We start from the raw sequence: 23,678 nt of genomic DNA, 5'->3' as shown, positions 1-23,678 counted from the left end.
CGTCGGCGCCGACGTCTCGTTCCAGTAGGTCAAGCGCCAGCTGGTCGGACGGCTCGCGCGTTGCGGGTCCGGCGGCGCAGTCGGGTTCCGGCGATCCTGACCACGGCCATCGCCCGCCCTACCCGCTGGTGGTTCACGGGGCCTGAAGCCCTCTCCTGAGACACGCTGGCACCGGGTCGTGCATGGGAGGGGCCAGATGATCAGACAGAGCGAGTCCGGGTGACAGATGCGTCAGGATCGGACGGCCGCATCCGTCGCTCCTGAGCTCGTTTCACGGACCAGGGGCGCCTCAACTGGCTGCGTTGTACAGGATGATCCAGACCAAGGCGACCACGACGGCTGCGCCCAATACCGCGGACGCGACGACGAGGAGAGCGCGCTTGCCTTTGAGGCGCGGGCCGTCGGAGGCGCGGTCTTCCGGTCGCGGTTCTTCCTGGTGGTTCGTCATGCTGCTCCTGTCGTCGGTTGTCGGGTGGGATCAGGCTGGTTGTGAGAGAGCGGATCGCGCGGGCCGAGTCGCGCCGGGCGATGTTGTTCGCCGCGGGCGCCACGTGCTGACAAGCGCCAAGGCGAGGAGCAGCTCTGCGATGTCGCCGCCGAAGTACATGAGATCCCCTCCGGCGCGCAGCTCGCCCGCCGGCACGGAGACCCGTACGAGGGCGCCGGCGTAGAGCAGCTGGGACAGCACTGCATGGCCGAGGATCGCCACTCCGAGAACCACGAGCCGAGTGGGCACCGACGGGCGGTGCGGTGCGGGATCGGGGCCGGCGATGACCCAGGCGAACAGGTAGCCCGCGGCCAGGAAGTGCAGGTGCACCAGGTGGTGGAGGACCGGACTTGCGGCGGTGGCGTCGTAGAGCGGGGTGAAGTACAGGACCGCCAGGCCGCCGAGGTTCAGCGCCAGCGCCGTGATCGGGTTGGCGATCAGGTGCGCCGGCCGAGAGCGCAACAGCCGCCCTATTGCCCGGCCGGTGGACGAGCGGACCGAGCGCAGCAGCAACGTGACAGGGGCGCCGAGCACGAGCGCGATCGGGGCGTACATGCCGATGAGCAGGTGCTGGTACATGTGGCCGTGGAAGGTGCCGGCCGGGAACGGCGACAGCTGCGGGACAAGCGCCAGCACCAGCAGCGCCAGGCCGGTGAGAAAGGACCCGGTCCGCCACGAGCTCCAGCCGCGGGGCTCCCGGCGCTGCCGTCCGGCCCACACCAGGTACACGGTGGCCGTGGCGGCGAACGCGGCCACCGGCAGGAACGCCTCCCAGACTCCGACGGCGCCGTGCTGGTGCATCTCGTGGGCGGTGGTCATCGCGCCGGATGGTCAGCGTCTGCGCTCAGATCGATCGGCTTGCCGCTGTGCTGCAGCAGCCAGCCGCCGAGGACGAGCAGCGCGCCGAGGAGGAGAAAGCCGATGTCCCACCAGGTCTGGTACTCACCGCTGCGGACGTGGTGTATGCCGAGGATGTGGTGGTCGATGATGCCCTCGACCAGGTTGAACACCCCCCACCCGACCAGGATCCAGCCCCACAGCACCCGGGAGGCCCAGACTCGGCCGCGAGAGTGGGTGACCCGGGAGTGGAGCATGCCGAGCCCGATGAGCACGCTCAGCCAGGTGAAGGTGTGGAAGAACCCGTCCCAGAGGGTGTTGATCTCCAAGCCGTGCACCGTGTCGGCGGGGTAGTAGTCCAGCCCGATGTTGTCGGTGTCGGTGCTAGTCAGCATGTGGTGCCACTGCAGGATCTGGTGCAGCAGGATGCCGTCGACAAAACCTCCCAGCCCGAGGCCCAGGATCGTGCCGGGTAGCCCGATGCCGCGGACCTGCCGGCGGCTGGGTGTGGTGGCGTCGTTAATCCGTGTGGACATGTGCGCTCCGTGGGTTCACACCGACCGGGAATCGGTATGGAGTCCGTGTCCAGGGCTCGGAGGGACGAGCAACGCCCTACCCGCGAGCCCGGGTTCCACACATGCGAGCGAGTTGCTGAACGGAGAGCAAGTTGATGGCCCACGGCCGGTCTGTAGGCGGGGACAACGACGCCGTCGGTGTCGCACGGGCGGAGATCGTCCGACTGCGTGAGGGATTGGACCGTGTCGAGGTCGCACTGGGCCGGGTCGGCGGGGAGGTGCCCCCACCAGCGCGTACGCGGCCCGACCGCTACTACCGGCTGCTCGTGGACGTCTACGAGCACGGCCGTCACGGCCTCCCCGCGGCGCAGTTCGCTCCGCTGGGCCGCGCGCTGGGCTATGACGCGCGCGGGCTCGGTGGCTTCTTCGTCGGCACCCGGGCACCGCTGCGCCGCGGGGATGAGCGCGTGGTGCTCACCGCCGAAGGGCACCGGCTGGTGGAGGAGTACCTGCGAGGCGTGGGCCCGTGAGCGCTGAGGACACGAGCCCGCTGGTGAGCCCTGAGTGGGTCGCGCGCCGCCTGGACCAGCCGGACCAGGTGCTGATCGAGGTCGACGACCGGCCCGGTCTCTACCACCTGGGGCACCTGCCCGGAGCCCGTTCGGTGCACTTGGCGGGGGACCTGCAAGATGCGGTGCACCGTGACGCGCCCACCCCGGAGGCGATGGTCGGGCTCTGGCAGCGCCTCGGCATCACGCCTAGCAGCACGGTCATCTTCTACGGCGACCTCCACAACTGGCTGGCCGCCTACGGCTACTGGTTGTTCACCAGCTACGGCCTGCCCGACGTGCGGTTGCTCGACGGCGGACGACAGGCCTGGCTCGCCGAGAAGCTGCCGCTGACCCAGCTCGTGCCGGGTACGCCCGACAACGTGTCCGTACCGTCTCCAAGCTTCCGGGAGGAACGGCGAGCCGAGCGGACCGACGCGGTGCAGGCGGCACGCACCGGCCTACTGCTCGATGTTCGCTCCCCTGAGGAGTACGTCGGTGACTGGCTGACCGAGCCGGAGTTCTCCGGCGAAGTCGCGCACCGGGCCGGGCACATCCCCGGTGCGCGCAGTGTCCCCTGGGACACCGTGATCGACCAGCGCGGGCGCATCAAGCCGGTGGAGGAACTGCGTCACATCTATGCCGCCGCCGGCCTGCGCCCCGACACCGAGGTCGTCACCTACTGCCGGATCGGTGAGCGCAGCGCCCACACCTGGTTCGTGCTGCATGAACTGCTCGGCCACCGACCGGTGCGCAACTACGACGGCTCGTGGACCGAGTGGGGGAGCATGATGCGCATGCCCATCCAGCTCGGTCCCGAGCCCGGGACGCTGCCAGCGGGATTCACCGGCTGACAATGCAGCGGCCGGTCGCGCAGACGGTCAGCTGGCCAGCCCGATGATGCTCGAGGTCGCGGTGTAGACGGCAACCGCGATCAGCAGTACGGCGAAGGCGCGCGTGAGGGCCATACCGGAGAAGCGGTCGGCGACCTTCTTCCCAGCCAGCGAACCAGCGACCGCTGCGAGCGTGAACGGCACGATGACGGACCAGTCGAAGTGCGCGGAGCCGGCCCGGGCAAGCAGCGAGCTCGTCGAGTTGAGCGCGATGACCAGCAGCGAGGTGGCGACGGCCTGTTGCATGGGCATCCGGAGGGCGAGGACCAGGGCCGGCACGACGACGAAACCGCCGCCGACGCCGAAGAACCCGGTCATGAAGCCGACCAGGAGACCAGCGGCCACGACCTTCCCGGCACGCGCAGCGGTCAACCGGCGGTCGGTGCCGCCGACTCCGCTGTCGGATGTCGCTCGCGGCGGCTCACGCCGAGGCGCGGGTGACGTTCCGGCCGCGGTCCCACCTGAGTGCACGAGCCTCCGCTCGGCAGCGGAGTCGTCCGTGGATCGTCGGATCTGGGCCAGCATCCCAGCCGCCGCGATGAGCACGACAACGGCGAAGGAGAGCAGCAGCACGTTGGGGTCGACGAGGCGGTTGCCCGCGGTGCCGGCAAGACTCGCTGCAATCCCGACAACACCGAAGGCCAGGCCGATGCCCCACCGCACATGCCCGCTGCGGGGGTGTCCCAGCGCCCCGGCGGCGGCGGCGATGCCGACGATGAAGAGGCTGCTCGCCGTGGCCGCCTGTGCGTCCTGGCCGATGACGTAGACGAGCGCGGGCACGGTCAGCACCGAACCGCCGCCGCCGAGAGCGCCCAGGCTCAGTCCGATCAGCAGGCCGAGCCCGGCCGCGGCGGCTGTGATCACGCGACCGTGCCCGGTTGCCCGCTGTCGGTGACCACGGGGAGGCCGCTCTCGGCCCACCGCTTCATGCCGCCGGTGAGGTTGTGCACGGGCACGCCGGCCGCGGCGAGCAGGTCGGCGGCCTTCCCCGAGCGATTGCCGGAGCGGCAGACGGCGATGATCGGCCGGTCGGTGGGGAGTGACTCCGGGCGAAGGTTGCTCAGCGGGAGGTGCTGGGCTCGAGGGGCGTGGCCGGTGGCCCACTCCTGCGGCTCGCGGACGTCGAGGAGTAGCGCCTCGCCGCGCTCGAGCATCGCTGACGCCTGCTGTGCGTCGACGTCGGGGAGTCTGTCGCGATGGTTCGGCATGTCCGGTCTCCTTCCAGGGCGCGAGTCAGCTGTACGTGGGGATCAACATCAGGCCGCCGGGCCTCTCGTGCGTCCCCGGCGCAGAGGTGAGTGCGCTCGTGAGCGCGAAGCGGTCGGCGCGGATCAGGGTGTGTCGCCACTCGATCGGGACGCCGTGACTGATGCCGACCCGTTCGACGGCGAAGGCAGCCGACGGCGCCTGCAGATGCAGTGTTCGGTGCTCGGCCGGGGTGGGGATGACTGCCCGCACCGTCTCCTCGCCGGCGGTGATGGGGATACCCGTGGCGGCCAAGAGCTGGTCGTACAGGCTGGTGCGGCTGAAGTCGGCCTCCAGCAGGGGCTCGCCCACCGACGCCGGCATCCAGACCCGGTCGAGCGCCAGCGGTGATCCGCCGGCCAGACGCAGTCGTTCCAGGTACAGCAGTGGGGTGGACTCCTCCAGGCCAAGTCGGGGTGCGACGACCCCATCGGCCCGGATGTCGAGGACACGCACCACGGACAGCTGCTCCAGTCCGTTGTCCTCGACAGACGTGAAGAGCGAGTAGACGATCCCCGTCGGTTGCTCGATCACCGTGTCAGGCGTGGCCAGGCGTGCGCGCCGGCCTCGTGAAACGTCCAGGAGCCCCTCAGCCCGGAGCTGGCGGAGCGCCTCGCGCACGGTGTGCCGGCTGACGCCGTACTGCTCGACCAGTTCCAGTTCTCCGGGGAAGCCGCCGGAGAAGTCGCCTCGGTCCAGTCGGGCGCGCAGATCGGTCCCGAGCTGACGCCACAGCGGCGTGCCCGCCCTGCGGACCAGGCGCCCTGAGCCGGGTTCGCCCGATGTGGGGCCCATGGTCATGACACTCCTCGTCCGGTGACATCAGGTCGTCCGTTCGCGTCAGGGGCTCCACGCCTCGCGCTTCTGGAGCGGGTTTGCGTGCGAGTCCTGAAGGTGTACGGTCATCTCTACAGGAGTTGTCCGGACATCTGCAAGCCCCGGAGGTCCAGCATGGTGCAGATCGAGGTCATCCCCACCGACGAGCTGGACGACAGCAGCTACGTCGTCCATGACGGGTCGGCGGCGCTCGTCGTGGATCCACAGCGGGACATCGACCGGGTGCAGGCTCTGCTGGCCGGCAAGCGCCTCCGGCTCGACCTGGTGCTGGAGACCCACCGGCACAACGACTACGTCACCGGCGGCGCTGCGCTGGCGGCGGCGGTCGGAGCGCGGTACGCGGTGCCGGTGGGAGAGGACATCGACGTCGGCGACGCGAAGGTCGGCGATGGTGATGGGTTGACCGTCGGCGGGCTCGCCGTGACCCCGTTGGCCACCCCCGGGCACACGCACGGGCACCTGTCCTATGTCGTCCGCGGCAAGGACGGGTCGGCTGCTCCTGCCGTGTTCACGGCCTTGGCCGGCGGCAGACCGCGGGGCCGGTCCCGGTTGCTGACCAGCGCGCGATCGCTACAGTTCGAACAAGTTCAGCTGGTGCGTGGACCTGGGCATCGTTACCGGTCCCGAACAGCTGGTGCGTCCAGAACGTGGCGCCGTCGTCTCGCATCTCAGGCTCATCATGAGGAGACCGCATGACCATCGCTCCGGCGCCGATCGTGAGCCGGCCCAGTCCGGCCCACGAGGCCGAGAAGGGGTCGCGGCTGCTCGGTCTGCTGCGCACCACCGATCACAAGACCATCGGCCTGATGTACATGGTCACGTCCTTCACGATCTTCATGATCGGTGGGTTCATGGCCTTGCTGATGCGAGCTGAGCTGGCCCGGCCGGAGCTGCAGTTCCTCTCACCCGAGCAGTACAACCAGCTGGTCACCATGCACGGCACGGTGATGCTGCTGCTGTTCGCGACGCCGATGTTCTTCGCCTTCGCGAACCTGATCATGCCCTTGCAGCTGGGCGCGCCCGATGTCGCTTTCCCCCGACTGAACGCATTCTCGTTCTGGCTGTTCTTCTTCGGGGCCGCTCTCGTCCTCAGCGGATTCCTCACCCCCGGTGGGGCGGCCGACTTCGGCTGGTACGCCTACACCCCTCTGTCGACCGGTGCGCACAGCCCGGGCGCAGGAGGCGACCTCTGGATCACCGGCCTGGTGGTCAGCGGCCTGGGCACCATCCTCGGAGCGGTCAACTTCATCACCACCATCGCCACCCTGCGGGCCCCGGGCATGACCATGTTCCGGATGTCCCTGTTCACCTGGGCCTCCCTGGTCACCAGCATCCTGATCCTGCTGGCATTCCCGATCTTGACCGCCGCGCTGATGGCGCTGCTGGCCGACCGGCACCTGGGTGCCCTGGTCTTCGCGCCAGAGAACGGTGGGCCGATGCTGTGGCAGCATCTCTTCTGGTTCTTCGGCCATCCAGAGGTCTACATCATCGCCCTGCCGTTCTTCGGGATGATCAGCGAGATCATTCCGGTGTTCAGTCGGAAGCCGCTGTTCGGCTACAAGGGCATGGTGTTCGCACTCATCGCCATCACGGCGCTGTCGCTCGCGGTGTGGGCGCACCACATGTTCGCCACGGGTGCGGTGCTGCTGCCGTTCTTCAGCTTCTTGAGCTATCTCATCGCCATCCCCACCGGCATCAAGTTCTTCAACTGGATCGGCACCATGTGGCGTGGTCAGTTGACATTCGAGACGCCAATGTTGTTCTCGATGGGCTTCCTGATCACCTTCCTGCTCGGCGGCCTGACCGGGGTGCTGCTGGCCGCACCTCCACTGGACTGGCACGTCAACGACAGCTACTTCATCGTCGCCCACTTCCACTACACCGTGTTCGGCACGGTGGTCTTCGCCGTCTACGCCGGCATCTACTTCTGGTTCCCGAAGATGTGCGGCCGGATGATGGACGAGAAGGTCGGCAAGCTGCACTTCTGGCTGACCTTCGTCGGCTTCCACGCCACGTTCCTCATCCAGCACTGGCTGGGCAATGAGGGCATGCCGCGCCGCTACGCCGACTACCTGGCCACCGACGGCGGCGGCTCCTTCACCACGATGCACACCATCTCGACGATCGGGTCGTTCATCCTCGGCGCCTCGACGATCCCGTTCATCTACAACGTGGTGAAGTCGTGGAAGCACGGCCGGCTGGCGCTGCGCGACGACCCCTGGGGTCACGGCAACTCACTGGAGTGGGCGACCTCGTCCCCGCCGCCGCGGCACAACTTCGTCGAGATCCCGCGGATCCGCTCGGAGCGACCGGCGTTCGAGTTGCACTACCCGCACCTGATGGACCGGCTGCAGATGGAGGCGCACGCCGGTCGGCACAACGCCCCCTACGCCAAGGAGGCCGGCATCACCGGCGGCGCGCGTCAGGGGCCCGACGACAAGGACCCCACCTGACGCCACGCGTCTGGGCCACGCGTCTTGTGCACTTCGAGAGAAATGGAACGTGAGACATGACTTGGACGATCGTGGGTCTCGTCCTCATCGTGATCATCCTGGCGGTGTGGATCGGCAACACCGTGTGGTGGACCAAGAGGAACGGCACCCTCAAGCGCAAGAGCCCGCTGTCGTGGGCTCCGGAGAACTACGAGAGCAAGCCCGCGGTGGAGCACGATCGGGATCGTCTGGATGAGCGGGGAGACCGCAACGACTGACCGAGCGGGTTGCCGGCGCCCAGCAACGAGCGGAGTCGGGGGCCTGGCTGAAAGTCGACGGGCGATTGCTGCCGACCAATGCTCCGAGCGTGGACGCCTCCCGCTGCCGATTGTGACCCGGCCGGCGTCGCACATGCGTTGATGGGAGGTTGCCTGCCTCCGCCTTCTCCGTGACCAGCTGGTCGGCGTCCTCGCCCGGTCCGTAGACGTTCTCTGCTCGGGCTTCTGCCGGTACTCGGGCCCGACTGGAACGACCTCACCCGCGGCATCGTCGGCCCGGATGATCTCGACGTGTTACGCCACCCGAGATGCTCGGCGGGGCGGTCCCGCGCCGGTCCGTCTCACGCCCTTGATGGGATCGACCTGAGAACCAACCCGGGCATGGCCGTCGGCCCCTGCTCGTCACCGACGTCCGCGGTACTGCGCTCGGTCGTCGTCGGGATGCGAGCACCCGTCGCCGAAGAGTGCCTTGGTCTCTCGCGAGCGTGGTGCCGGCTCAGAACGGAACGGCAGCCCGGTGTGTGTCTGCGACGGCAGAGGCCAGGAGCTGCCACCGCGATCGGCGGGCTGGCGTAGAGCTGTCCGCGACCGGCGTGGCGGGGGACGTAGCGCCCGCGGCGGGTCGGGGGAGTGGCAGAGACGTGGGAACGGGCGTGGTGAGCTCAGTCAACGAAGGTCCTTCGACGGCGGTGCGGGCGGACGCGAGGCCGCTGAGTGACATCTCAGCGGTGGGACGTGCCGCCCGGACACAGTCGGTCGTCGACCAGGAGCGGGGTCACCGCGAAGAGGCACACACAGAACGTGGGCCGGTTCGGCGTGAATCCCAAGTACACAGGTCGAGAATATGCAGAACGTGACGCGGAGAGCAACGTCGCAGGCGGGCGCCCGGCCGTGTGTCCCACCAGGAGGCGCAGCTCAGCGACGTCGCCGAGGCGCGGGTGCGGCATGCACGCAGCGCCGGCCGACAGCGAGAGCGGGAAGGTCGCTCCAGCGTCAGGCGGCGTCCTGGTGGTCCAACTGATGAGTGCTGTCGCGTCGCATGCGCTGCGAGGCCTGTGCCGTCGCAGCTCACCTGGACGATCCGCGTCCGCTGGCCTTCACAGCGTTGCTCGCTACCGGTCTCCTCAAGGTCGGCACGTTGCTGCGATGAGGAAGCCGGCGGCGAGCGCAGGTCCGTAGGGGATCAACGTCCGTCTGGTACCTCCACGAGCCAGCGCGACACCGGCCTGCACGCCAGTCATCGCCCCGAACGCGACGAGGCCCAGAAGCAAGCCCTCGTGGGTCGCGTGTCCGAGACCCAGCCCACCGAGCGCTGCCAGACGGACGTCGCCGAAGCCGGCGCCGGCGAACCGCCAGCACAGCAACAGCGAGACGGTGGCGGCTGCCGAGCCGACCCCGCTGAGGACCAAGCCGCGCCAGTCGGCGTGCACGGAGAGGCCGCCGACGAGCAGTGCGCAGGTCACGACGGTCGCCTGCCGGATGAGCGGGGTGGGAATCCGCTGGGTCACCGCGTCGCACGAAGCCGCTGCGACCAGCGCGCATCCCCAGATGACCAGCCCTGGGGCCAGCCCCCGGACATCTGCCCGGTCGGACGTCATGACCGTCAGCGCACCGGCCAGCGCGCCGAGCAGGCCGCTGGCCACCAGCAGGAGACCGCTGGCTCGGTCACGGCGGCCCAGTCGGCGGAGCCCCCACGAGGTCAGCAGAGGGCAGATCGCGGCGCCCGGGAGAGCCCCAGCCACCACTGCCAAGGACCACACGTCAGCCACGCGTTCGTGCCCTCCCTTCCCTCGCCTGGTCCGGCACGTCGACCTTCCAGTCCCCTGCGATGCGGTGAAACAGGAGCGGAGGCTCGTGTTGAGGGCACCGCATGACGTTGCCCTGCGATACACCGTCGATCGTGCTCGAAGCCAGAAAGCTGCCCATGCCTGTCACCCGACCGGGTGAAATGGCGCCTGATCCAGTTGCTGAGGGCAACGGAGGAGGCAGCGTCGCGCCTCACCGGACGGATGAAGGAGGCGCTCAAGCATGACGTCGATGCGAACTGTCGCGGCAGGGGTCGCGCTGCTCGTCGTCCCGTTCGTCTCCAGCTGCTCGTCGTCCGGCCCGTCCTCGAGCACGGAACCGTCCGCACTCACATCGAGCTCGCCATCGTCGAACACGCCAACCGTCGCTCCTGATCCAGGTCAGGACGCCAGATCGGAGGCCCTCGCTCTCGTCCCGAGCTACCTCCGGGCGATCGACGACCTGTACCTGGATCCGTCGCGAGCCCTCGATGAGCTCTACGAGGTCACGGTCGCTCCGGAAGCCGCAGCCCAGGCGACCGCGATCGCGCAGTTCCGGTCACAGGGCTCCCGGCAGACCGGACGGGCACAACTCGTGACTGCAGCTGCCGGTGAGGTCGACCTGACGAGTGAGCCGGGCGCTACTCCCTCGCCGGTGCTCCCGACGGTGGTCGTCACCGCCTGCGTCGATGTCAGCCAGGTCCAGGCGGTCGACTCGGCCGGGACGTCGATCGTCGCCCCGAGCCGGCCCGACTACCTCATCGAGCAGTTGACGATCGTCAACATCAACTATCCGGACCCGGCGTCCTGGCGCGTCAGCGAGGCGCCGAACACGCAGGCACAGACATGCGACGGGTAGCGCAGGGCCTGGCCGTCGGGCTGCTCAGTGTCGCCGCCTGGGGCGCGGACTCAGCAGTCGCGTCGGCGGACCCGGTCACGTGCCAGCAGTACGACTCCCACGGCAGCTGTGTCGTCGAGGCTGGCTCCACGCCCGGACCGTCAACCCAGCCGCTTGCCGTCGGTCCGAGCCGCGATGGTGGCGCCACCGGCGAGCCAAGCTGCACGGTCAACCCCGCAGGCACTGTCATCCCATGCCAGACCGACGAGGGCTGGTGGTTGCAGTCCTCGCAGTGCTACGTGCAGGCGTTGGTCGAGCAGCCTCCCAGGGACTCAGCTGTCTGGGGCGGCCACACCGACGGCGCCGTCTACCTGTGCACGTACTACACCTACGACCGCTCGTTCCCCGGCACGAACGGTTTCTCGTTCTGGTCCGCGACGTCGCCCGCCGGGCCGGCTGCGGTCGACCCGGCGGTGCTCGCCGAGCAGGCGCTGCGCACCCTGACTCTTCCCACCCCGACGACCGGGCGGTATCCGGCCGGGACCATGCAGGATGGACAGCCGTTCACGGTGGTCAATGCCGCCACCTGGTTCTGGACCGACGCCGCGGCCTTCCAGGCGGTGTCCGCAAGGGCGGAGGCCGGGGGCGTGTGGGCCGAGGTGACGGTCACACCGACCGCTCTCACCTTCACCCCCGGCGACGGCGCAGAGCCCGTCTCCTGTCCGGGGCCGGGCGCGGTGTGGCAGCCGAGGGACGGCGTCTGGTCGCCGTCTCCGGTGGGCTGCGACTACCGGTACCCGCACTCGTCGATCCGCCAGCCCGATCGAGAGGTGACGGCGACGTACGGCATCCAGTGGTCTGTTGCCTGGACGTCGTCGACGGGAGCCAACGGGTCGTTGCCCCAGCTGACGACGACGTCCAATGCGACGTTCGCCGTCGCGGAAGTGGAAGCGGTGGTCACCAGATGACGGGGCGAGTCGAGACACCAGCCCGGACACCGGTGGGCCACCCGGAGCGGTTTCAGGAGGTGCCCCTGCCATCGCCGGCCCCGCCGCTGCGGAGCGCTGCGGCGAGACGACAGGTCAGCCGCAAGTCACTGGTCCTCAGCGTGCTGGTGGTGCTGCTCGGCGGCCTCGTCGCCTTCACTGCCGGCCAGATGCTGACCGCCCACACCGAGGTGCTGGCGGTCGCTCGGGACGTGGCCGTGGGCTCGCGGATCACGGCCGACGACCTGACGGTCGCGAGCGTTCCCTCGGACCCGCACCTGTCGCCGATCCCGGCGACCGAGCAGTCTCGGGTCGTCGGGGCGTTCGCCCAGGTCCCGCTCGTCCGGGGCGGTCTGTTGACCCGATCGCAGGTCGGCGCGGACAGCGGTCTGGCGGCGGGGGAGCTGCTGGTGGCGCTGCCGTTGAAGGATGGGCAGTTCCCGGCTCGCGGGCTCACCGCCGGCCAGCGGGTTCTGATCGTCGCAACACCGGGCAGCAGCGGAGCAGCCGCTGGAGGAGCGGTCCAGCCTTCGACGGAGGCCACGGTCGCCGGGGTGGGAGCGGCCAACCCGACCACGCAGGTGACGGTGGTCGACGTCCGACTCCGCGAGGACGACGGACCGACGGTGGCCCAGCTCGCCTCGACCGGGAACCTGGCCCTGATCCTGCTCCCGGCGGGGAGCTGATCGGGTGCTCACCGTCCTGGCCTCGGGCAAGGCAGCGCCCGGCGTGACCACGTCGACCTGGGCGCTGGCCCTGACCTGGCCTCGGCCGCTGCTCGTCGCCGACTGCGACCTGGCCGGAGGAGACATGGTGCCCGGGATGCTGGCCGGCCGACTCGGTGTCGACCGCGGCTTGCTGTCCTGGTCCGCCTCTGCCCGCCACGACCTGCCGGTGGCGGCTGCGGCCGCGCTCCTCGCCGAGCACGCGGTCCAGGTGCCGGAGCGACCACAGGTGTCGCTGATCCCGGGCTTGGCGACGAGCACGCAGGGCGGCTCGTTCACCAACCGTGCGTGGGGGAGGCTTGCGGCAGCCTTAGAGGAATCCCCGGCATCCCTCGGGAGGGACGCCCTGGTGGACGCCGGGCGGCTGGTGTCCGACCGGGGGTGCTGGCCGGTGCTGCGCGCTGCGGACCGGGTGCTGCTGACGGTGCGGCCCAGTGTGCGATCGGTGCACGCCGCGCAGGACGCCGCCCAGCGACTGCGCCAGGAGCTCGGCGATCTGGCGGCTGTGTCCGCCCTGGTCGTCGGCGCCGGGCCCTACTCCGCGGGCGAGGTTGCCAAGGCGCTGGACCTGCCCCTTGCTGGCGTCCTGCCGGAGGATCGAGGCACGGCAGCAGTCCTCTCCGACGGTGCCCGGCTGAGCACCAAGGCGATGCAGCGATCTGCGTTGATGCGCGCGGCGACGTCCCTTGCCGGCAGGTTGGCTGCCTCGACCGAGCGCTCGTCCGAGGCCGCGGTGGTAGCGGGATGACCGCCGAGCTCCAGGCGCCGTGGTCATCGACGGCGGAAGCTCCGGCGCGCACGTCCGCTGCACCGGCCGACGGCGCACAGCTCACTGACGCCGAGTACCGCGTCGTGGCCGAGCTGCGCGACCGGGTGTCGACGCGGCTGACGGTGGAGGACAGGAACTACGCGCCTGGTCCGCGGCGAGAGCTGACCAGGAAGCTCATCGGCGACGAGTACGAGCAGTGGCTGCTGCACGAGGCCAACCGTGGGCGAGCGGCTCCAGCGGTGACGACCGAAGACACGATCTTCGCCGCCGTCCTGGCCGAGCTTGACGGGCTGGGGCGGCTGGCCCCGCTGCTGGCCCGCAGCGACGTGGAGGACATCCACTTCGAGGGCTGCGACCCGACGGTCCTGCGCACGGTGGACGGCCGGCTCGTGCCCGGGCCGCCGATCGCATCCAGCGACGAGGAGCTCGAGCAGCTGCTGCGGTCCATCGGGTCACGCTCGGACGGCGGGCAGACCAGCCGGGAGTTCTCCTCGGCCAGCCCCATCCTCAACGTGCGGCTCCAGGGCGTCACCGAGCTGGGCGCCCGGCTCCAGGCAGCGATGGACGTGCTGCCTCGGCCGGCCGGGGTGATCCGGGTGCACCGGTTCGGCGACCCGAGCCTCGAGGACCTGCACCGGATGAACATGGTCGACTCCCCGCTCCGCGCCTTCCTGCAGGCGGCGATCGGGGCCGGCGTCTCCCCGCTGGTCACCGGCGCGCCTGGCGTCGGGAAGACCACCCTGCTGCGGGCCCTGGGCAACGCGATCCCCTGGAACAACGTCGTCATCACCGTGGAGGACGAGCGAGAGCTCGGTCTACACCTGCCGCGGTGGGACCCGGTCCGGCAGCAGCTGGTCAAGCGGCACGCGGTGTGCCGGCCGTTCGAGTCGCGGCTGCCCAACGCCGAGGGACGCGGTGGGTTCGACATGGGCGACGCGCTCCACCTCGCCCTGCGGGCCTCGCCGACCTGGGTGCTCGTCGGCGAGGTCCGCGGGGCCTATGTCACCTCGCTGCTGGAGGCCGCGACCAGCGGCATCGCCTCGGTGATGTGCACGATCCACTCGCCATCGGCCGAGGGCGTCTTCGACAAGGTCCTCATCAACGCGCTCAAGGCGCACCCCACCCCGTCGTCGGAGCTGGTGCTGCGCTCGCTCGCCGCCCTCGGGCTCGTCGTCCACGTACAGCGCGACCGCCACTACTCGCGATTCGTCTCCGGCATCTACGAGCTCGGGGCCATCGGCGACTCCGGCCGCCCGGACCTCCGGCCCCTCTTCGCGCCGCGAGCAGGGGATGGACGAGCGCAGGCCACCGGGCCGGGGATGCTCAGCGAGGCCTTGGCCGAGCGGCTGAGCGCTGCGGGCTTCGACCTCAACTGGCTGCATCCCGACGCGTCGGACTGGCCGTCTGACCTTGGCACCCGGGAGACGGCGACGTGACGGCCGGGGTCCTGCTGCTGACCCTCGCCGGGTTGCTCGTCTCAGCCGGCGTGGTCGCCGGCGTCGCGGCGGCCCGAGGTGTCAATTTCCTTCCGGCTGGCACACGGTCATCCCGGCTGCGTCACCGGCGGCAGGTCACCCCGCTGCACCTCGGTGCGCTGGCCGCCGGGGTGCTGGTCCTGCTGATCACCGGCTGGCCGGTGGCTGCGCTCGCCGCGGTCGGTGGCGTGGTGTTCATCCCCAAGGTGCTCGGTGGGGGCAAGGCGGCAAAGCAGCTGATCGCCACCTCGGAGGCACTGGCGGACTGGACGCGGAGGCTGGCCGACCTGATCAGCTCCGGGGCGGCCGGATCGACCCGGGAGGCGCTGCGTCGATCGCTCACCTCCGCGCCGGCATCGATCGCACCGGCGGTCAGCAACCTGGTGACCCGGATGGGACCGCAGGGTGTGGAGTCGGCGCTGCGACAGTTCGCCGATGAGGTCGGTGATCCCGCCGCCGACAAGATCGCCATGGTGCTCATCCTGCGAGAGCGCAACGGCGGTCCAGGACTCGCCGAGGTGCTCACCGCGCTGGCCGCGGACCTGGACGAGCGCTCCCGGATGGTGCGCGAGGTGGAGGCGGAACGGGCCAAGCCGCGGGCGAACATGCGCACGATCGTGGTGACCACGCTGATCCTGGTCGTCGGGATGACGCTGTTCGCCCGGACGTTCCTGTCGGGCTACTCCACGGTCCTCGGGCAGCTGGCACTGCTGCTGGACGTCGTCGTCTTCGGGACGGCATTGCGGTGGATGCGGCGGCTGTCCGACGCGCCCACGCGCCCACGCGTGCTCGTCGACCCCGGCCTGGCCATGGTGGACCGGTGACCGGCCTGCAGTTGGCCACTCTCGCCGGCATGGTCGTGGGGTTCGGTCTCGTCCTGGCGGCCCGAACGTTGCGGCCTGCGCCCCCGTCGCTGTCCGCAGCGCTCGATCTGCTCGCGGCCAGCCCGGCTGCCCGCTCTGCGCCCCCTCCTGCAGGACTGCCGATGGGCGGGGCGGCCGGTTGGTGGGAGGTCCTGCCGAGCTCGCTGATCCGTGCGCTCGAAGAGCACCTCGGCGTCCCGGACGCGGACCTGAACATCATCGGGCGGACGCGCACCCAGCTCGCCGTGCGCAAGCTGACCCTGGCTCTGGCCGGTTTGCTCGCCCCGGCCCTGTTCGGTCTGCTCCTCGTGCTCCTCCAGGTGCCCGTGCCGTTCGTCTTCCCCGGCGCCATCGGACTGGCGCTCGCCGCGGTCGGGTGGCTGCTGCCCTCGGCCGAAGCGCGGAAAGCAGCGGGGCACGCGCGGGCCGAGTTCCGCAGCAATCTCGAGTCGTTCCTGACCCTTGTGGCGGGTGAGCGCCGGGCGCGCGGATCAGTGGAGCAGGCGCTCGAAGAGGCCGCGGAGGTGTCGGGCAGTGAGCCTTTCCTCCGCATGCACCGCGCGATCCGGCGGGCCGCGCTGTCCGGTCGCAAGCCGTGGACCGACCTGCGCGACCTCGGCGACGAACTCGACGTCGCCGAGCTGCGCAGCCTGGCGGACATCGCCGCCGTGGCAGCCGACGGCGCGTCGGTCTACAACACCCTGCTGGCCAGCGCCCGGACCCTGCGGCACACGGAGCTGTCCGACGCGCGCAGCGAGGCGAACGAGATCAGTGAGCGCATGTCGCGCCCGCTGGCTCTGCTGGTCACCGGGCTGACCCTGTTCGTCCTCGTTCCCTTCCTGATCCGCATGTTCTCGGTCGCCCCGTGATCGCCCCGTCCCATGGAGGTCCCATGTCCCCGTTCACCGTCCGTCGCCACGCGCCCCGGCGCATGCTGGCCGTGCAGGCCGCCTTGTCCGTACTGGTTCTCGCCGCTGTCAGCTGGCTCCGCGGCGACGAGGTCGTCGATGACCGAGGCTCCGACTCCTCGGAGAAGGCGTTCATGGTGATCCTTGCCATCGCGCTGGGCGGTGCGGTCACCGCGGCAGCGGTGGCGTTCGTGGCCAGCAAGACGGCCCTCTTCCAGTAGCCGGGACCGTTCGGCCCATGTCTGTGTCACGCGTCCACAACCGGGCGGCCGCACCGTCGTCTGGTCTGGTGACACGCCCAGGCGCAGCCGAATCCTGCGACGACGGCGAGCGCGGCTCCTCCAGCGTCGAGTTCGCGATCTTGTTCCCGATCATCGTCGCGCTGCTGCTCGCCGGTCCCCAGCTGGGCATGTGGTACTTCGCTCGCGAGGCCGCCGAAGCTGCCGCCCAGGCCGGAGCGCGGGCCGCCAGCGTCAGCGAGGCGCCCGAGGGGGCTGGGCAGCAGGCGGCGGACACCTATCTGGCGCAGCTCGGCACCGGGACCATCACCAGCTACTCGGTGCGCGAGGAGGCCACAGCCGCCTCCGTCTCGGTGCACATCGTGGCCGAGGTCCCCAACGTGATCCCGCTCCCCGGCTTCAGTCCGACCGTCGACGTCACGGTGGTCCGTGGCAAGGAACGCTTCACCACACCGGACTCGCCATGAGCCGCCGCGCTCTGCCACCCCGCTGTCGGCCCGGTCAGCGAGCCAGGGATGACCGCGGCTCCGAATCGGTGGAACTGGCCATCCTGCTCCCGGTCGCGGTCCTCGTCCTGGCCATGCTCGTGGTCGGAGCCCGGATCGCGCTGGCCGGGGACCGCCTCAGCGGCGTTGCCGGGATAGCCGCCCGAGAGGCATCGCTGGCCCGCTCCGGCGCTGCCGCCCAGCAGCTCGCCACCGCAAGCGCCACCGAGGCCCTGTCCACTCGTGACCTGCACTGCGCCGACGTCCAGGTGGCAGTCGACACGGCCGGGTTCGCGAGTGCTCCGGGCACCGCTGCATCGGTCACCGTCGTGGTGACGTGCACTGTCGACCTGTCCGACATCGGCGCTCCCGGGTTCCCGGGCTCGCGGACTCTGCGCGACACCGCCGTCAGTCCGCTCGACCCCGCTCGGGACCTGTCGTGAACGGGCGGCGGTGCCGCCCGGCCCTCCTCAGCGAGGACGATCGCGGATCGGTGGCCGTGCTGTTCTGCTTCATCGTCCTCATCGCCGGCATCCTTGTGACTGCGCTCGTCGACGCCGGAACCGCGATCCAGGCCGCCAACCGTGCCGACACGTACTCGGCCGAGGCCGCGCGGGCAGCCAGCATCGCGGTCGGCCCGGTGCCCACCGGCGGCGCCGCGGACATCCAGCTGGCGACCAGCGCCGCCAACTCGTACCTGGCCGAAGCAGGAGCCACTGGCGCGGTCAGCGTGCTGGGCCCAGGACTGATCCAGGTCAGCGTGACCGTGACGGCCTCCACCCCGTTGCTCGGGGCCCCGGTCAGCCAGACCCGCGCGCACACCGCCCAGCTGCAGGTCGGCGTCACCCACGGAGAGGGGGTGTCGTGACCACCTCCGCTGTCCGGCTGCTCAAGGCCGTGGGCGCGCTCGCTGTGCTCGTCGCCGTCATCGTCGGTGTGCCGGTGCTGCTCACGGCGCTGCACCTCGTTCCGCACGAGCTGCCGTCGCTGGAGCAGGTCGGCGCCGTGCTGACCTCTCGGGACGACGGGCAGTTGGTGCAGGTCGTCCTCGCCGCAGGCGCCTGGGTCTGCTGGGCGGTCTTCACCGCCGCAACGGTCGCGGAGGTGGTGGCGCTCGTCCGGGCCCGTCCGCCAGCGGTGCTGCCCGGGCTTGGCCTCTTTCAGCAACCGGTGGCCGCGTTGGTGGCGGCGGTCGTCGTGGGGTTGACGGTTGCGCCGGCGGCCGTCGGCGCATCGGCCGGAGCCGTGACCGCCCGACCTCCACTACCGGTCGCGGCGGCCTTGGACGCAGTGCCGGCGTTGGCAGGGTCGACCGTCAGCGCGCCGGCCATCCAGCCGGCGTCCGACATGTCGGCGCACGAGGAGGTGTCGCCCGCCCCGTCGAAGACGTACGAGGTACGTCGGCGAGACACGTTGTGGGCGTTGGCCGAGCGCTACCTCGGCGATCCGCTGCGCTATCCGGAGATCGTCCAGCTGAACCCGGCCACCGTCGGCCCGGACAACGAGATCGTCCCGGGCGCGGTGCTGGTGCTGCCGTCGGATGCCGCGGGGCTGACACCTGCTGATGCCAGTGCTGTCACCCCGGTGCCGACGGTGACCAAGGAGGTCACCGTCGAGCCAGGGGACACCTTGTGGGGCATCTCGGAGGAGGTCACCGGTGACGGGCAGAACTGGCGGACGGCGTGGGAGGCGAACCGGGGGAGGACCGAACCTGGGGGAGAGGTCTTCAGCGACCCCGACCTGATCCAGCCGGGATGGACGCTGAGCATTCCTGGGGCGGAGGGTGAAGCCACGGCCGAGGCCCCGGCCCCGCAACCGACGCCGCCCGAGCCCGAGCCCCCTGTTTCCCAGCCGGCTCCACCACCCGAACCCACCCCGTCGCCGGCTGGGCCTGCGGTGCCGGGTACGGCCAGCCCGCAGACCTCCGAACCGGCGACGCCACGCGCGGATCCGTCACCGGCTCGGGCTGAGTCACCGGCTGATGCCGACTCAGATCTCCCGGCGACCGCGTTCGCCGGCGGAGGTGTACTGCTGGCCGGGGTCTCCCTCATGGCCCTGCTGCGCTACCGACGACGCCAGTTCCGGCACCGGCGCCCCGGCCGGTTGATCAGCAGCACGCCACCCGAGCTCCTGCACGTCGAGCGAGCACTGCAGTCGGCGGGCAGTGCGGACGTCACCTGGCTGGACCATGCGCTGCGGAGCCTGGTCCAGGAGCTGGCACCGGTGGACGGCGGCCGGCTGCCCGACGTCGTCGCGGTCTGCATGACCGACGACGTGCTGACCCTCGTGCTCACCAGCCCGGCACCGCGGGCGCCGGAGCCCTGGACCGTCGACGCGGCGGGCACCCGCTGGTCGATCCGACGGGGTGACCCGCTGAGGTATGACGAGCGTCTGCGCACCCACTACTTCGCGCCGTTCCCCACGCTTGCTTCGGTGGGTTCCACCGCCGAGGGCGAGCACTGGCTGCTCGACCTGGAGCGGGTGGTGAGCGCCTCGTTGACCGGCGACGCCGACCGCGCTCTCGACTTCCTCCGGTTCCTGGCCGCCGAGCTCGCGCACAACACCTGGTCGGAGATGCTGCGCGTCACGGCAGTCGGCTTCGGCGCGGAACTGGCCGAGATCAACCCCGACCGGTTCACCTACACCCAGGAGATCGACAAGCCGGTCGCGGTACTGACCAGCCGGCTGGAGTCGGCGACCGAAGCCGTGCGGGTCGCCGAGACCGATGTGCTGACCGGGCGCCTGCACGACATCGCGGCCGACGCCTGGGCACCGCACGTGCTGCTCATCGGACCTCACCTACCCAAGGGTGACCCTGCGCTGGAGGAGCTGCTGGCCGCGCTGGACCGGCAGCCGTTGCGCAGCGGGGTGGCCGTCGTACTGGCCGGTGTTGGCCACCGGACGACCGGCGTCCGGTGGGAGCTGACGATCGACGACGCCGGGCTGCTGCGCGTCCCCGAACTCGGGCTCGAGCTGCGCGCTCAGCAGCTGCCGACGGAGGAAGCAACCCCGTTGGCCCGGATGCTCGCGATGGCTGCCGTCACCGAGGACCGCCCTGTCCCACCGGCCCATGGGGAGCAGGCCTGGGAGCGGGATGCAGACGGCTGTGGGGGCCTCCAGGTCGAGGCGAGGAACGACGAGCCGTGGCCTCGCCTGGCCGATCCGTTGACAGGGACGATCGACTCGGTCCTGCCACTGCCCGAGCAGACCTACGTGGACGTCGCCGCGACGACAGAGCGCGACGTGCGCACTCTGGCGCCCGTCACCGACGACGCTGTCCGAAACCGGGTCGAGAGCGCCGACCCCGGACTCGACCGCGACCTGGCAGATTGGGGCGATCCATCGTCACCGCGGCCGAAGCTGACGCTGCTCGGCCCGGTCCAGGTGCGCGCCCAGGGGTTGCTGCCTGAACGCAACCCGCGCCGGCAGTTCTACACGGAGGTCGTCGCCTACCTGGCGACCCGGCCCGCTGGTGTGACCAGCGAGCGGTACGCCACCGCGATCTGGCCCGACGAGCCGGACGTGGTCGGCAAGACCAAGGTGCGCCAGTCGATCTCAGTCGTCCGTGCCTGGCTGGGCGCTGACCCGTTGACGGGAGCCGACTACCTGCCCTCCGGACTGACCGCAGCGGCGGCTGGGCGGTATCGCATCGACGGCATCCTGATCGATGCGGAGCTCTTCCGCCGGCTGCGGGTGCGCGGTCAGGCCCGTGGATCGGCGGGCATCGCAGACCTGCGCGCTGCGCTCGACCTGGTCACCGGTCGCCCCCTCGACCTCCCCTCGCTGCGCCAGGGAGCGGCCGGTGGCTACAGCTGGTTGGTCGAGGAGAACGCCCGGCTGGACCACGAGTACGCCGCGATGATCGTCGATGTCGCGCACACCGTTGCCACGCACCACCTGGCTGCTGGCGAGCCGGAACTCGCTGCCGTCGCTGCACAGGTCGCGCTGCAGGCCGGGAGCTTCGAGGACGCTCCCCTGCTGGACCTGGTCGCTGCCTGCGACGCACAGGGCGACCGAGCGGAGGCCGACGCCTACGTCGCCCGGATCCTGGCCAATCACGACGCAGAGGTCGAAGAAGATCTGCCACCCAGGACAGCCGAGATCTTGTTTCGACGACAGCGGGCCAATCCCACTGATTGACCAGCTCTCGGGGCGGCTGTTGTCAGCACGGCATCGACGCTGGCCGCAGCGCATGTCCGACGTCGAGGGCTCGGGGGCGCAGGTGAAGTAGGCCCCGCCCTCGCTCCTAGCGGCTTCACTCGGGTCGATGTCGAGCTCTTGTCGTCGTGTGCACCTTGTCTTGTACATACCCCAGGGGGTATGTACCGTGGGGGTCGTGGACATCCCCCAGGGCGAGCTCGCCGACGTCGTGAAGCGCCTCAACCGCATCCAGGGCCAGATCGGCGGCATCGTCCGCATGATCGAGGACGGCCGGGATTGCGCGGCCGTGGTGACCCAGCTGGCGGCCGCGTCCAAGGCGCTGAACAAGGCCAGCTTTGCCGTGGTCAGTACCGGGATGCGCTATTGCTCGATCAACTCCGAGGAGGAGACCCGCGAGGTCGACCTCCGCGAGCTCGAGCGCCTGCTGCTCTCCCTCGCCTGATGTCGACACCCTTCTCGATGACCCGCTCGATGACCCGAAGGAGAACGCCATGACGTCCATCGCCCAGCTGACGCCGACCCAGGTCGCTGCCGAGACCTCCGCCCAGGTGCTCGACGTGCGCGAGCCTGACGAGGTCGCCACCGGCGCGGTCGCCGGCAGCATCAACATCCCCCTCGGTGAGCTGGCCGCTCGTCAGAGCGAGCTGGATCCCGCGACCCCGATCATCACCGTGTGCCAGGGCGGGGCTCGCAGCCAGAAGGCCGCAGAGGCTCTGTCCGCCGCCGGTTACAGGGTCAGCAATCTGGACGGCGGTATGAACGCCTGGATCCAGGACGGCAAGCCGGTCGCCTGAACGACCAGGCCGCAAACGCTCACCTCTGACATCGATGTACCCCTACCGGGTAGGGCATAAGGAGAACGCCATGCAGATCGACATCATCGAGACCACCAGCCTGGGCGACCGCAGCTACCTGGTCAGCGACGCCGGGGTGGGTGTGGTCGTGGATCCCCAGCGCGACATCGACCGGGTGCAGGCGCTGGCGGCTGAGCGCGGCGTGGCGATCAGTCACGTGGTGGAGACCCACGTGCACAACGACTACGTCACCGGTGGCCTGGAGCTGGCCCGGGTGACCGGCGCTGCCTATGTCGTCCCCGCTGGGGACACCGTGTCCTACGACCGGGTGCCGGCCTCTGACGGCGACGTGCTGGTCGCCGGACCGATGCGCCTGCAGGTCCTGCACACCCCCGGGCACACCCACCACCACGTCTCCTACGCACTCGCCGACGCCGATGGCAACGTGCAGGCCGTCTTCACCGGCGGGTCGATGCTCTACGGCGCAACCGGACGCACCGACCTGTTGGGTGCCGAGCACACCGACACCCTCACCCACGCCCAGTTCCACTCGGTGCGGCGCCTGGCGCAGGAGCTGCCGGCGGGCACCGCGGTGTTCCCCAGCCACGGCTTCGGCAGCTTCTGCGCCGCAACGCCGACGAGCGGGACGTCCTCCACGGTGGGGGAGCAGGTCAAGGTGAACCCGGCCCTCACCCAGGACGAGCAGGCCTTCGTCGACCAGCTCATCGCCGGCCTCGGCGCCTACCCGGCCTACTACGCGCACATGGGGCCGATCAACGCCGCCGGCCCCGACCCGGTCGACCTGTCCACCCCGCGAGCGGTCGACGCCGCCGAGCTGGCCACCCGCCTGGAGGCCGGTGAGTGGGTGGTCGACCTGCGGGCGCGTACCGCCTTCGCCGCAGGCCACCTGCCCGGGGCGCTGAACTTCGAGCTGAGCAACAACTTCCTCACCTACCTGGGCTGGCTCTATGACTGGGACGCCCCGCTGACCCTCATCGGGGAGACCGAGCAGCAGGTCGCCGACGCCCGCCGCGAGCTGGTCCGCATTGGCGTGGACCGCCTCGCTGGTGCTGCGGTGGGCAGCCCCGAGGAGCTGGCCGCGGGCCGGGAGCTGGGCTCCTACCCGGTCACGGACTTCGCCGGCCTGTCCGCACAGCTCGCTGACCACGACGACACCGTCGTCCTGGACGCCCGCCGCGACGACGAGCGCGCCGCCGGCGGGGTGCGGGGCTCCATCCACATCCCGATCCATGAACTGGCCGGCCGTATCGACGAGGTCCCGGCCGGAGACGTGTGGGTCTACTGCGGCTCGGGCTACCGCGCCTCGATCGCGGCATCGATTCTGGCCCGCGCCAGCCGGGCGCCGGTGCTGGTCGACGGCGGCTACGGCGACCCCGACACCGGTTCAGCTGCTGTCGGGCTGCACACCGAGTCCGTCCCGGTCTGAACCGAGCTCCGCAATGTGTCGAGCTGTCGCCTGCCGGACCTGCGGCCTGGCCACCTGGTCGGGCTGCGGTCAGCACGTCGACCGCGTCCTCGCCGGAGTTCCCTCCGCTCAGCGGTGCCCCGGGCATGACCC

The 23,678-nt window shown here is 70.4% G+C and carries 27 protein-coding genes; 20 read left to right on the top strand and 7 right to left on the bottom strand.

The features are described from left to right. Window positions 1–289: 289 nt before the first annotated feature. Genes Q1A09_RS21735 through Q1A09_RS21725 form a run of 3 tightly spaced genes read right to left on the bottom strand, consistent with a single transcriptional unit; the run spans window position 290 to window position 1,860 of the window. Complete coding sequence (locus Q1A09_RS21735; protein WP_299960183.1) at window positions 290–448, bottom strand: hypothetical protein; 159 nt, start codon at window positions 446–448, stop codon at window positions 290–292. 30 nt (window positions 449–478) lie between these two features. Next, window positions 479–1,306, bottom strand: a complete 828-nt coding sequence (locus Q1A09_RS21730; protein ID WP_299960180.1) for a cytochrome c oxidase assembly protein — start codon at window positions 1,304–1,306, stop codon at window positions 479–481. Then, window positions 1,303–1,860: a DUF2243 domain-containing protein gene (locus Q1A09_RS21725; RefSeq protein WP_299960177.1), complete on the bottom strand. Its 558-nt coding sequence runs from the start codon at window positions 1,858–1,860 to the stop codon at window positions 1,303–1,305. Before Q1A09_RS21725 ends, Q1A09_RS21730 begins: the two co-directional genes overlap by 4 nt. 215 nt (window positions 1,861–2,075) lie before the next feature. On the opposite strand from Q1A09_RS21725, the gene Q1A09_RS21720 reads away from it, so the two are divergent. Beyond that, window positions 2,076–2,369: a hypothetical protein gene (locus Q1A09_RS21720; protein ID WP_299960174.1), complete on the top strand. Its 294-nt coding sequence runs from the start codon at window positions 2,076–2,078 to the stop codon at window positions 2,367–2,369. Continuing rightward, entirely contained in the window at window positions 2,366–3,241 is an 876-nt protein-coding gene (locus Q1A09_RS21715; RefSeq protein WP_299960171.1) for a sulfurtransferase, read from the top strand. The genes Q1A09_RS21720 and Q1A09_RS21715 overlap by 4 nt, the downstream gene beginning before the upstream one ends. A 27-nt stretch (window positions 3,242–3,268) precedes the next feature. On the opposite strand, the gene Q1A09_RS21710 is transcribed toward Q1A09_RS21715, so the two are convergent. The 3 genes from Q1A09_RS21710 to Q1A09_RS21700 are packed head-to-tail and all read right to left on the bottom strand — an operon-like array spanning window position 3,269 to window position 5,326. Continuing rightward, window positions 3,269–4,144, bottom strand: coding sequence for a sulfite exporter TauE/SafE family protein (locus Q1A09_RS21710; RefSeq protein WP_299960168.1), 876 nt, complete (start codon window positions 4,142–4,144; stop codon window positions 3,269–3,271). After that, a complete protein-coding gene (locus Q1A09_RS21705) occupies window positions 4,141–4,488 on the bottom strand; it encodes a rhodanese-like domain-containing protein (RefSeq protein WP_299960165.1) in 348 nt (115 codons plus the stop codon). Before Q1A09_RS21705 ends, Q1A09_RS21710 begins: the two co-directional genes overlap by 4 nt. A 25-nt stretch (window positions 4,489–4,513) precedes the next feature. Further along, window positions 4,514–5,326, bottom strand: coding sequence for a GntR family transcriptional regulator (locus tag Q1A09_RS21700; protein ID WP_299960162.1), 813 nt, complete (start codon window positions 5,324–5,326; stop codon window positions 4,514–4,516). A 150-nt stretch (window positions 5,327–5,476) separates the two neighbouring features. Here Q1A09_RS21700 and Q1A09_RS21695 point away from each other — a divergent pair, with 150 nt between their 5' ends. From Q1A09_RS21695 to Q1A09_RS21685, 3 genes are read left to right on the top strand one after another with little or no spacing between them, the layout of a single operon-like run. After that, window positions 5,477–6,058 (top strand): MBL fold metallo-hydrolase, encoded by a 582-nt coding sequence (locus Q1A09_RS21695; RefSeq protein WP_299960160.1) that lies wholly within the window; start codon window positions 5,477–5,479, stop codon window positions 6,056–6,058. Continuing rightward, window positions 6,055–7,815, top strand: a complete 1,761-nt coding sequence (gene ctaD, locus Q1A09_RS21690; protein ID WP_299960157.1) for a cytochrome c oxidase subunit I — start codon at window positions 6,055–6,057, stop codon at window positions 7,813–7,815. Before Q1A09_RS21695 ends, ctaD begins: the two co-directional genes overlap by 4 nt. A 56-nt stretch (window positions 7,816–7,871) precedes the next feature. Next, window positions 7,872–8,072, top strand: a complete 201-nt coding sequence (locus tag Q1A09_RS21685; protein WP_299960154.1) for a hypothetical protein — start codon at window positions 7,872–7,874, stop codon at window positions 8,070–8,072. Window positions 8,073–9,196: 1,124 nt separating this feature from the next. Here the strand turns inward: Q1A09_RS21685 and Q1A09_RS21680 are convergent. Next, the gene (locus Q1A09_RS21680) at window positions 9,197–9,715 is read right to left on the bottom strand and encodes a peptidase (protein ID WP_299960151.1); all 519 of its coding nucleotides are present in this window, start codon (window positions 9,713–9,715) and stop codon (window positions 9,197–9,199) included. A 385-nt stretch (window positions 9,716–10,100) separates the two neighbouring features. Between Q1A09_RS21680 and Q1A09_RS21675 the strand changes: the two genes are divergently transcribed. The 15 genes from Q1A09_RS21675 (at window position 10,101) to Q1A09_RS21605 (ending at window position 23,546) form a co-directional block, all read left to right on the top strand. Then, entirely contained in the window at window positions 10,101–10,715 is a 615-nt protein-coding gene (locus Q1A09_RS21675; protein ID WP_299960148.1) for a hypothetical protein, read from the top strand. A gap of 278 nt (window positions 10,716–10,993) precedes the next feature. Further along, window positions 10,994–11,662, top strand: a complete 669-nt coding sequence (locus tag Q1A09_RS21670; protein ID WP_299960145.1) for a hypothetical protein — start codon at window positions 10,994–10,996, stop codon at window positions 11,660–11,662. A gap of 59 nt (window positions 11,663–11,721) precedes the next feature. Continuing rightward, a complete protein-coding gene (locus Q1A09_RS21665; protein WP_299960143.1) occupies window positions 11,722–12,366 on the top strand; it encodes an SAF domain-containing protein in 645 nt (214 codons plus the stop codon). 4 nt (window positions 12,367–12,370) lie between these two features. Next, window positions 12,371–13,153: a hypothetical protein gene (locus Q1A09_RS21660; RefSeq protein ID WP_299960141.1), complete on the top strand. Its 783-nt coding sequence runs from the start codon at window positions 12,371–12,373 to the stop codon at window positions 13,151–13,153. Beyond that, a complete protein-coding gene (locus Q1A09_RS21655; RefSeq protein WP_299960138.1) occupies window positions 13,150–14,610 on the top strand; it encodes a CpaF family protein in 1,461 nt (486 codons plus the stop codon). The genes Q1A09_RS21660 and Q1A09_RS21655 overlap by 4 nt, the downstream gene beginning before the upstream one ends. Then, window positions 14,607–15,473 (top strand): type II secretion system F family protein, encoded by an 867-nt coding sequence (locus Q1A09_RS21650; RefSeq protein WP_299960135.1) that lies wholly within the window; start codon window positions 14,607–14,609, stop codon window positions 15,471–15,473. Before Q1A09_RS21655 ends, Q1A09_RS21650 begins: the two co-directional genes overlap by 4 nt. Next, complete coding sequence (locus Q1A09_RS21645; protein WP_299960133.1) at window positions 15,470–16,381, top strand: type II secretion system F family protein; 912 nt, start codon at window positions 15,470–15,472, stop codon at window positions 16,379–16,381. The genes Q1A09_RS21650 and Q1A09_RS21645 overlap by 4 nt, the downstream gene beginning before the upstream one ends. Before the next feature lie 23 nt (window positions 16,382–16,404). Continuing rightward, window positions 16,405–16,641, top strand: coding sequence for a hypothetical protein (locus tag Q1A09_RS21640; protein ID WP_299960131.1), 237 nt, complete (start codon window positions 16,405–16,407; stop codon window positions 16,639–16,641). 68 nt (window positions 16,642–16,709) lie between these two features. Next, a complete protein-coding gene (locus Q1A09_RS21635; RefSeq protein WP_299960129.1) occupies window positions 16,710–17,126 on the top strand; it encodes a TadE family protein in 417 nt (138 codons plus the stop codon). A 68-nt stretch (window positions 17,127–17,194) separates the two neighbouring features. After that, a complete protein-coding gene (locus Q1A09_RS21630) occupies window positions 17,195–17,587 on the top strand; it encodes a pilus assembly protein TadE (RefSeq protein ID WP_299960126.1) in 393 nt (130 codons plus the stop codon). Between the two features lie 50 nt (window positions 17,588–17,637). Further along, window positions 17,638–18,012 (top strand): hypothetical protein, encoded by a 375-nt coding sequence (locus tag Q1A09_RS21625; protein WP_299960123.1) that lies wholly within the window; start codon window positions 17,638–17,640, stop codon window positions 18,010–18,012. Next, a complete protein-coding gene (locus Q1A09_RS21620; RefSeq protein ID WP_299960120.1) occupies window positions 18,009–21,284 on the top strand; it encodes a LysM peptidoglycan-binding domain-containing protein in 3,276 nt (1,091 codons plus the stop codon). Before Q1A09_RS21625 ends, Q1A09_RS21620 begins: the two co-directional genes overlap by 4 nt. 196 nt (window positions 21,285–21,480) lie before the next feature. Continuing rightward, the gene (locus tag Q1A09_RS21615; RefSeq protein ID WP_036336050.1) at window positions 21,481–21,747 is read left to right on the top strand and encodes a metal-sensitive transcriptional regulator; all 267 of its coding nucleotides are present in this window, start codon (window positions 21,481–21,483) and stop codon (window positions 21,745–21,747) included. Between the two features lie 49 nt (window positions 21,748–21,796). Continuing rightward, on the top strand, window positions 21,797–22,099 hold the full coding sequence (locus Q1A09_RS21610) for a rhodanese-like domain-containing protein (RefSeq protein WP_299960114.1): 303 nt from the start codon (window positions 21,797–21,799) through the stop codon (window positions 22,097–22,099). A gap of 70 nt (window positions 22,100–22,169) precedes the next feature. After that, window positions 22,170–23,546 carry a rhodanese-like domain-containing protein gene (locus tag Q1A09_RS21605; protein ID WP_299960112.1) on the top strand — a complete coding sequence of 459 codons (1,377 nt, stop codon included), beginning with the start codon at window positions 22,170–22,172 and terminating at the stop codon, window positions 23,544–23,546. Window positions 23,547–23,678 lie beyond the last annotated feature (132 nt).

Origin of the sequence: uncultured Modestobacter sp., assembly GCF_947486615.1 — a bacterium.
Classification (GTDB): Bacteria; Actinomycetota; Actinomycetes; order Mycobacteriales; family Geodermatophilaceae; genus Modestobacter.
The sequence above is the reverse complement of the archived record's forward strand: the minus strand, read 5'-3'. Positions and strand labels throughout refer to the sequence as shown.

Coding starts and splice junctions, on each gene's coding strand:
- Q1A09_RS21735 (WP_299960183.1), bottom strand. CDS start 448: ATGACGAACCACCAGGAAGAACCGCGACCGGAAGACCGCGCCTCCGAC.
- Q1A09_RS21730 (WP_299960180.1), bottom strand. CDS start 1,306: ATGACCACCGCCCACGAGATGCACCAGCACGGCGCCGTCGGAGTCTGG.
- Q1A09_RS21725 (WP_299960177.1), bottom strand. CDS start 1,860: ATGTCCACACGGATTAACGACGCCACCACACCCAGCCGCCGGCAGGTC.
- Q1A09_RS21705 (WP_299960165.1), bottom strand. CDS start 4,488: ATGCCGAACCATCGCGACAGACTCCCCGACGTCGACGCACAGCAGGCG.
- Q1A09_RS21700 (WP_299960162.1), bottom strand. CDS start 5,326: ATGACCATGGGCCCCACATCGGGCGAACCCGGCTCAGGGCGCCTGGTC.
- Q1A09_RS21695 (WP_299960160.1), top strand. CDS start 5,477: ATGGTGCAGATCGAGGTCATCCCCACCGACGAGCTGGACGACAGCAGC.
- ctaD (WP_299960157.1), top strand. CDS start 6,055: ATGACCATCGCTCCGGCGCCGATCGTGAGCCGGCCCAGTCCGGCCCAC.
- Q1A09_RS21685 (WP_299960154.1), top strand. CDS start 7,872: ATGACTTGGACGATCGTGGGTCTCGTCCTCATCGTGATCATCCTGGCG.
- Q1A09_RS21675 (WP_299960148.1), top strand. CDS start 10,101: ATGACGTCGATGCGAACTGTCGCGGCAGGGGTCGCGCTGCTCGTCGTC.
- Q1A09_RS21655 (WP_299960138.1), top strand. CDS start 13,150: ATGACCGCCGAGCTCCAGGCGCCGTGGTCATCGACGGCGGAAGCTCCG.
- Q1A09_RS21640 (WP_299960131.1), top strand. CDS start 16,405: ATGTCCCCGTTCACCGTCCGTCGCCACGCGCCCCGGCGCATGCTGGCC.
- Q1A09_RS21610 (WP_299960114.1), top strand. CDS start 21,797: ATGACGTCCATCGCCCAGCTGACGCCGACCCAGGTCGCTGCCGAGACC.
- Q1A09_RS21605 (WP_299960112.1), top strand. CDS start 22,170: ATGCAGATCGACATCATCGAGACCACCAGCCTGGGCGACCGCAGCTAC.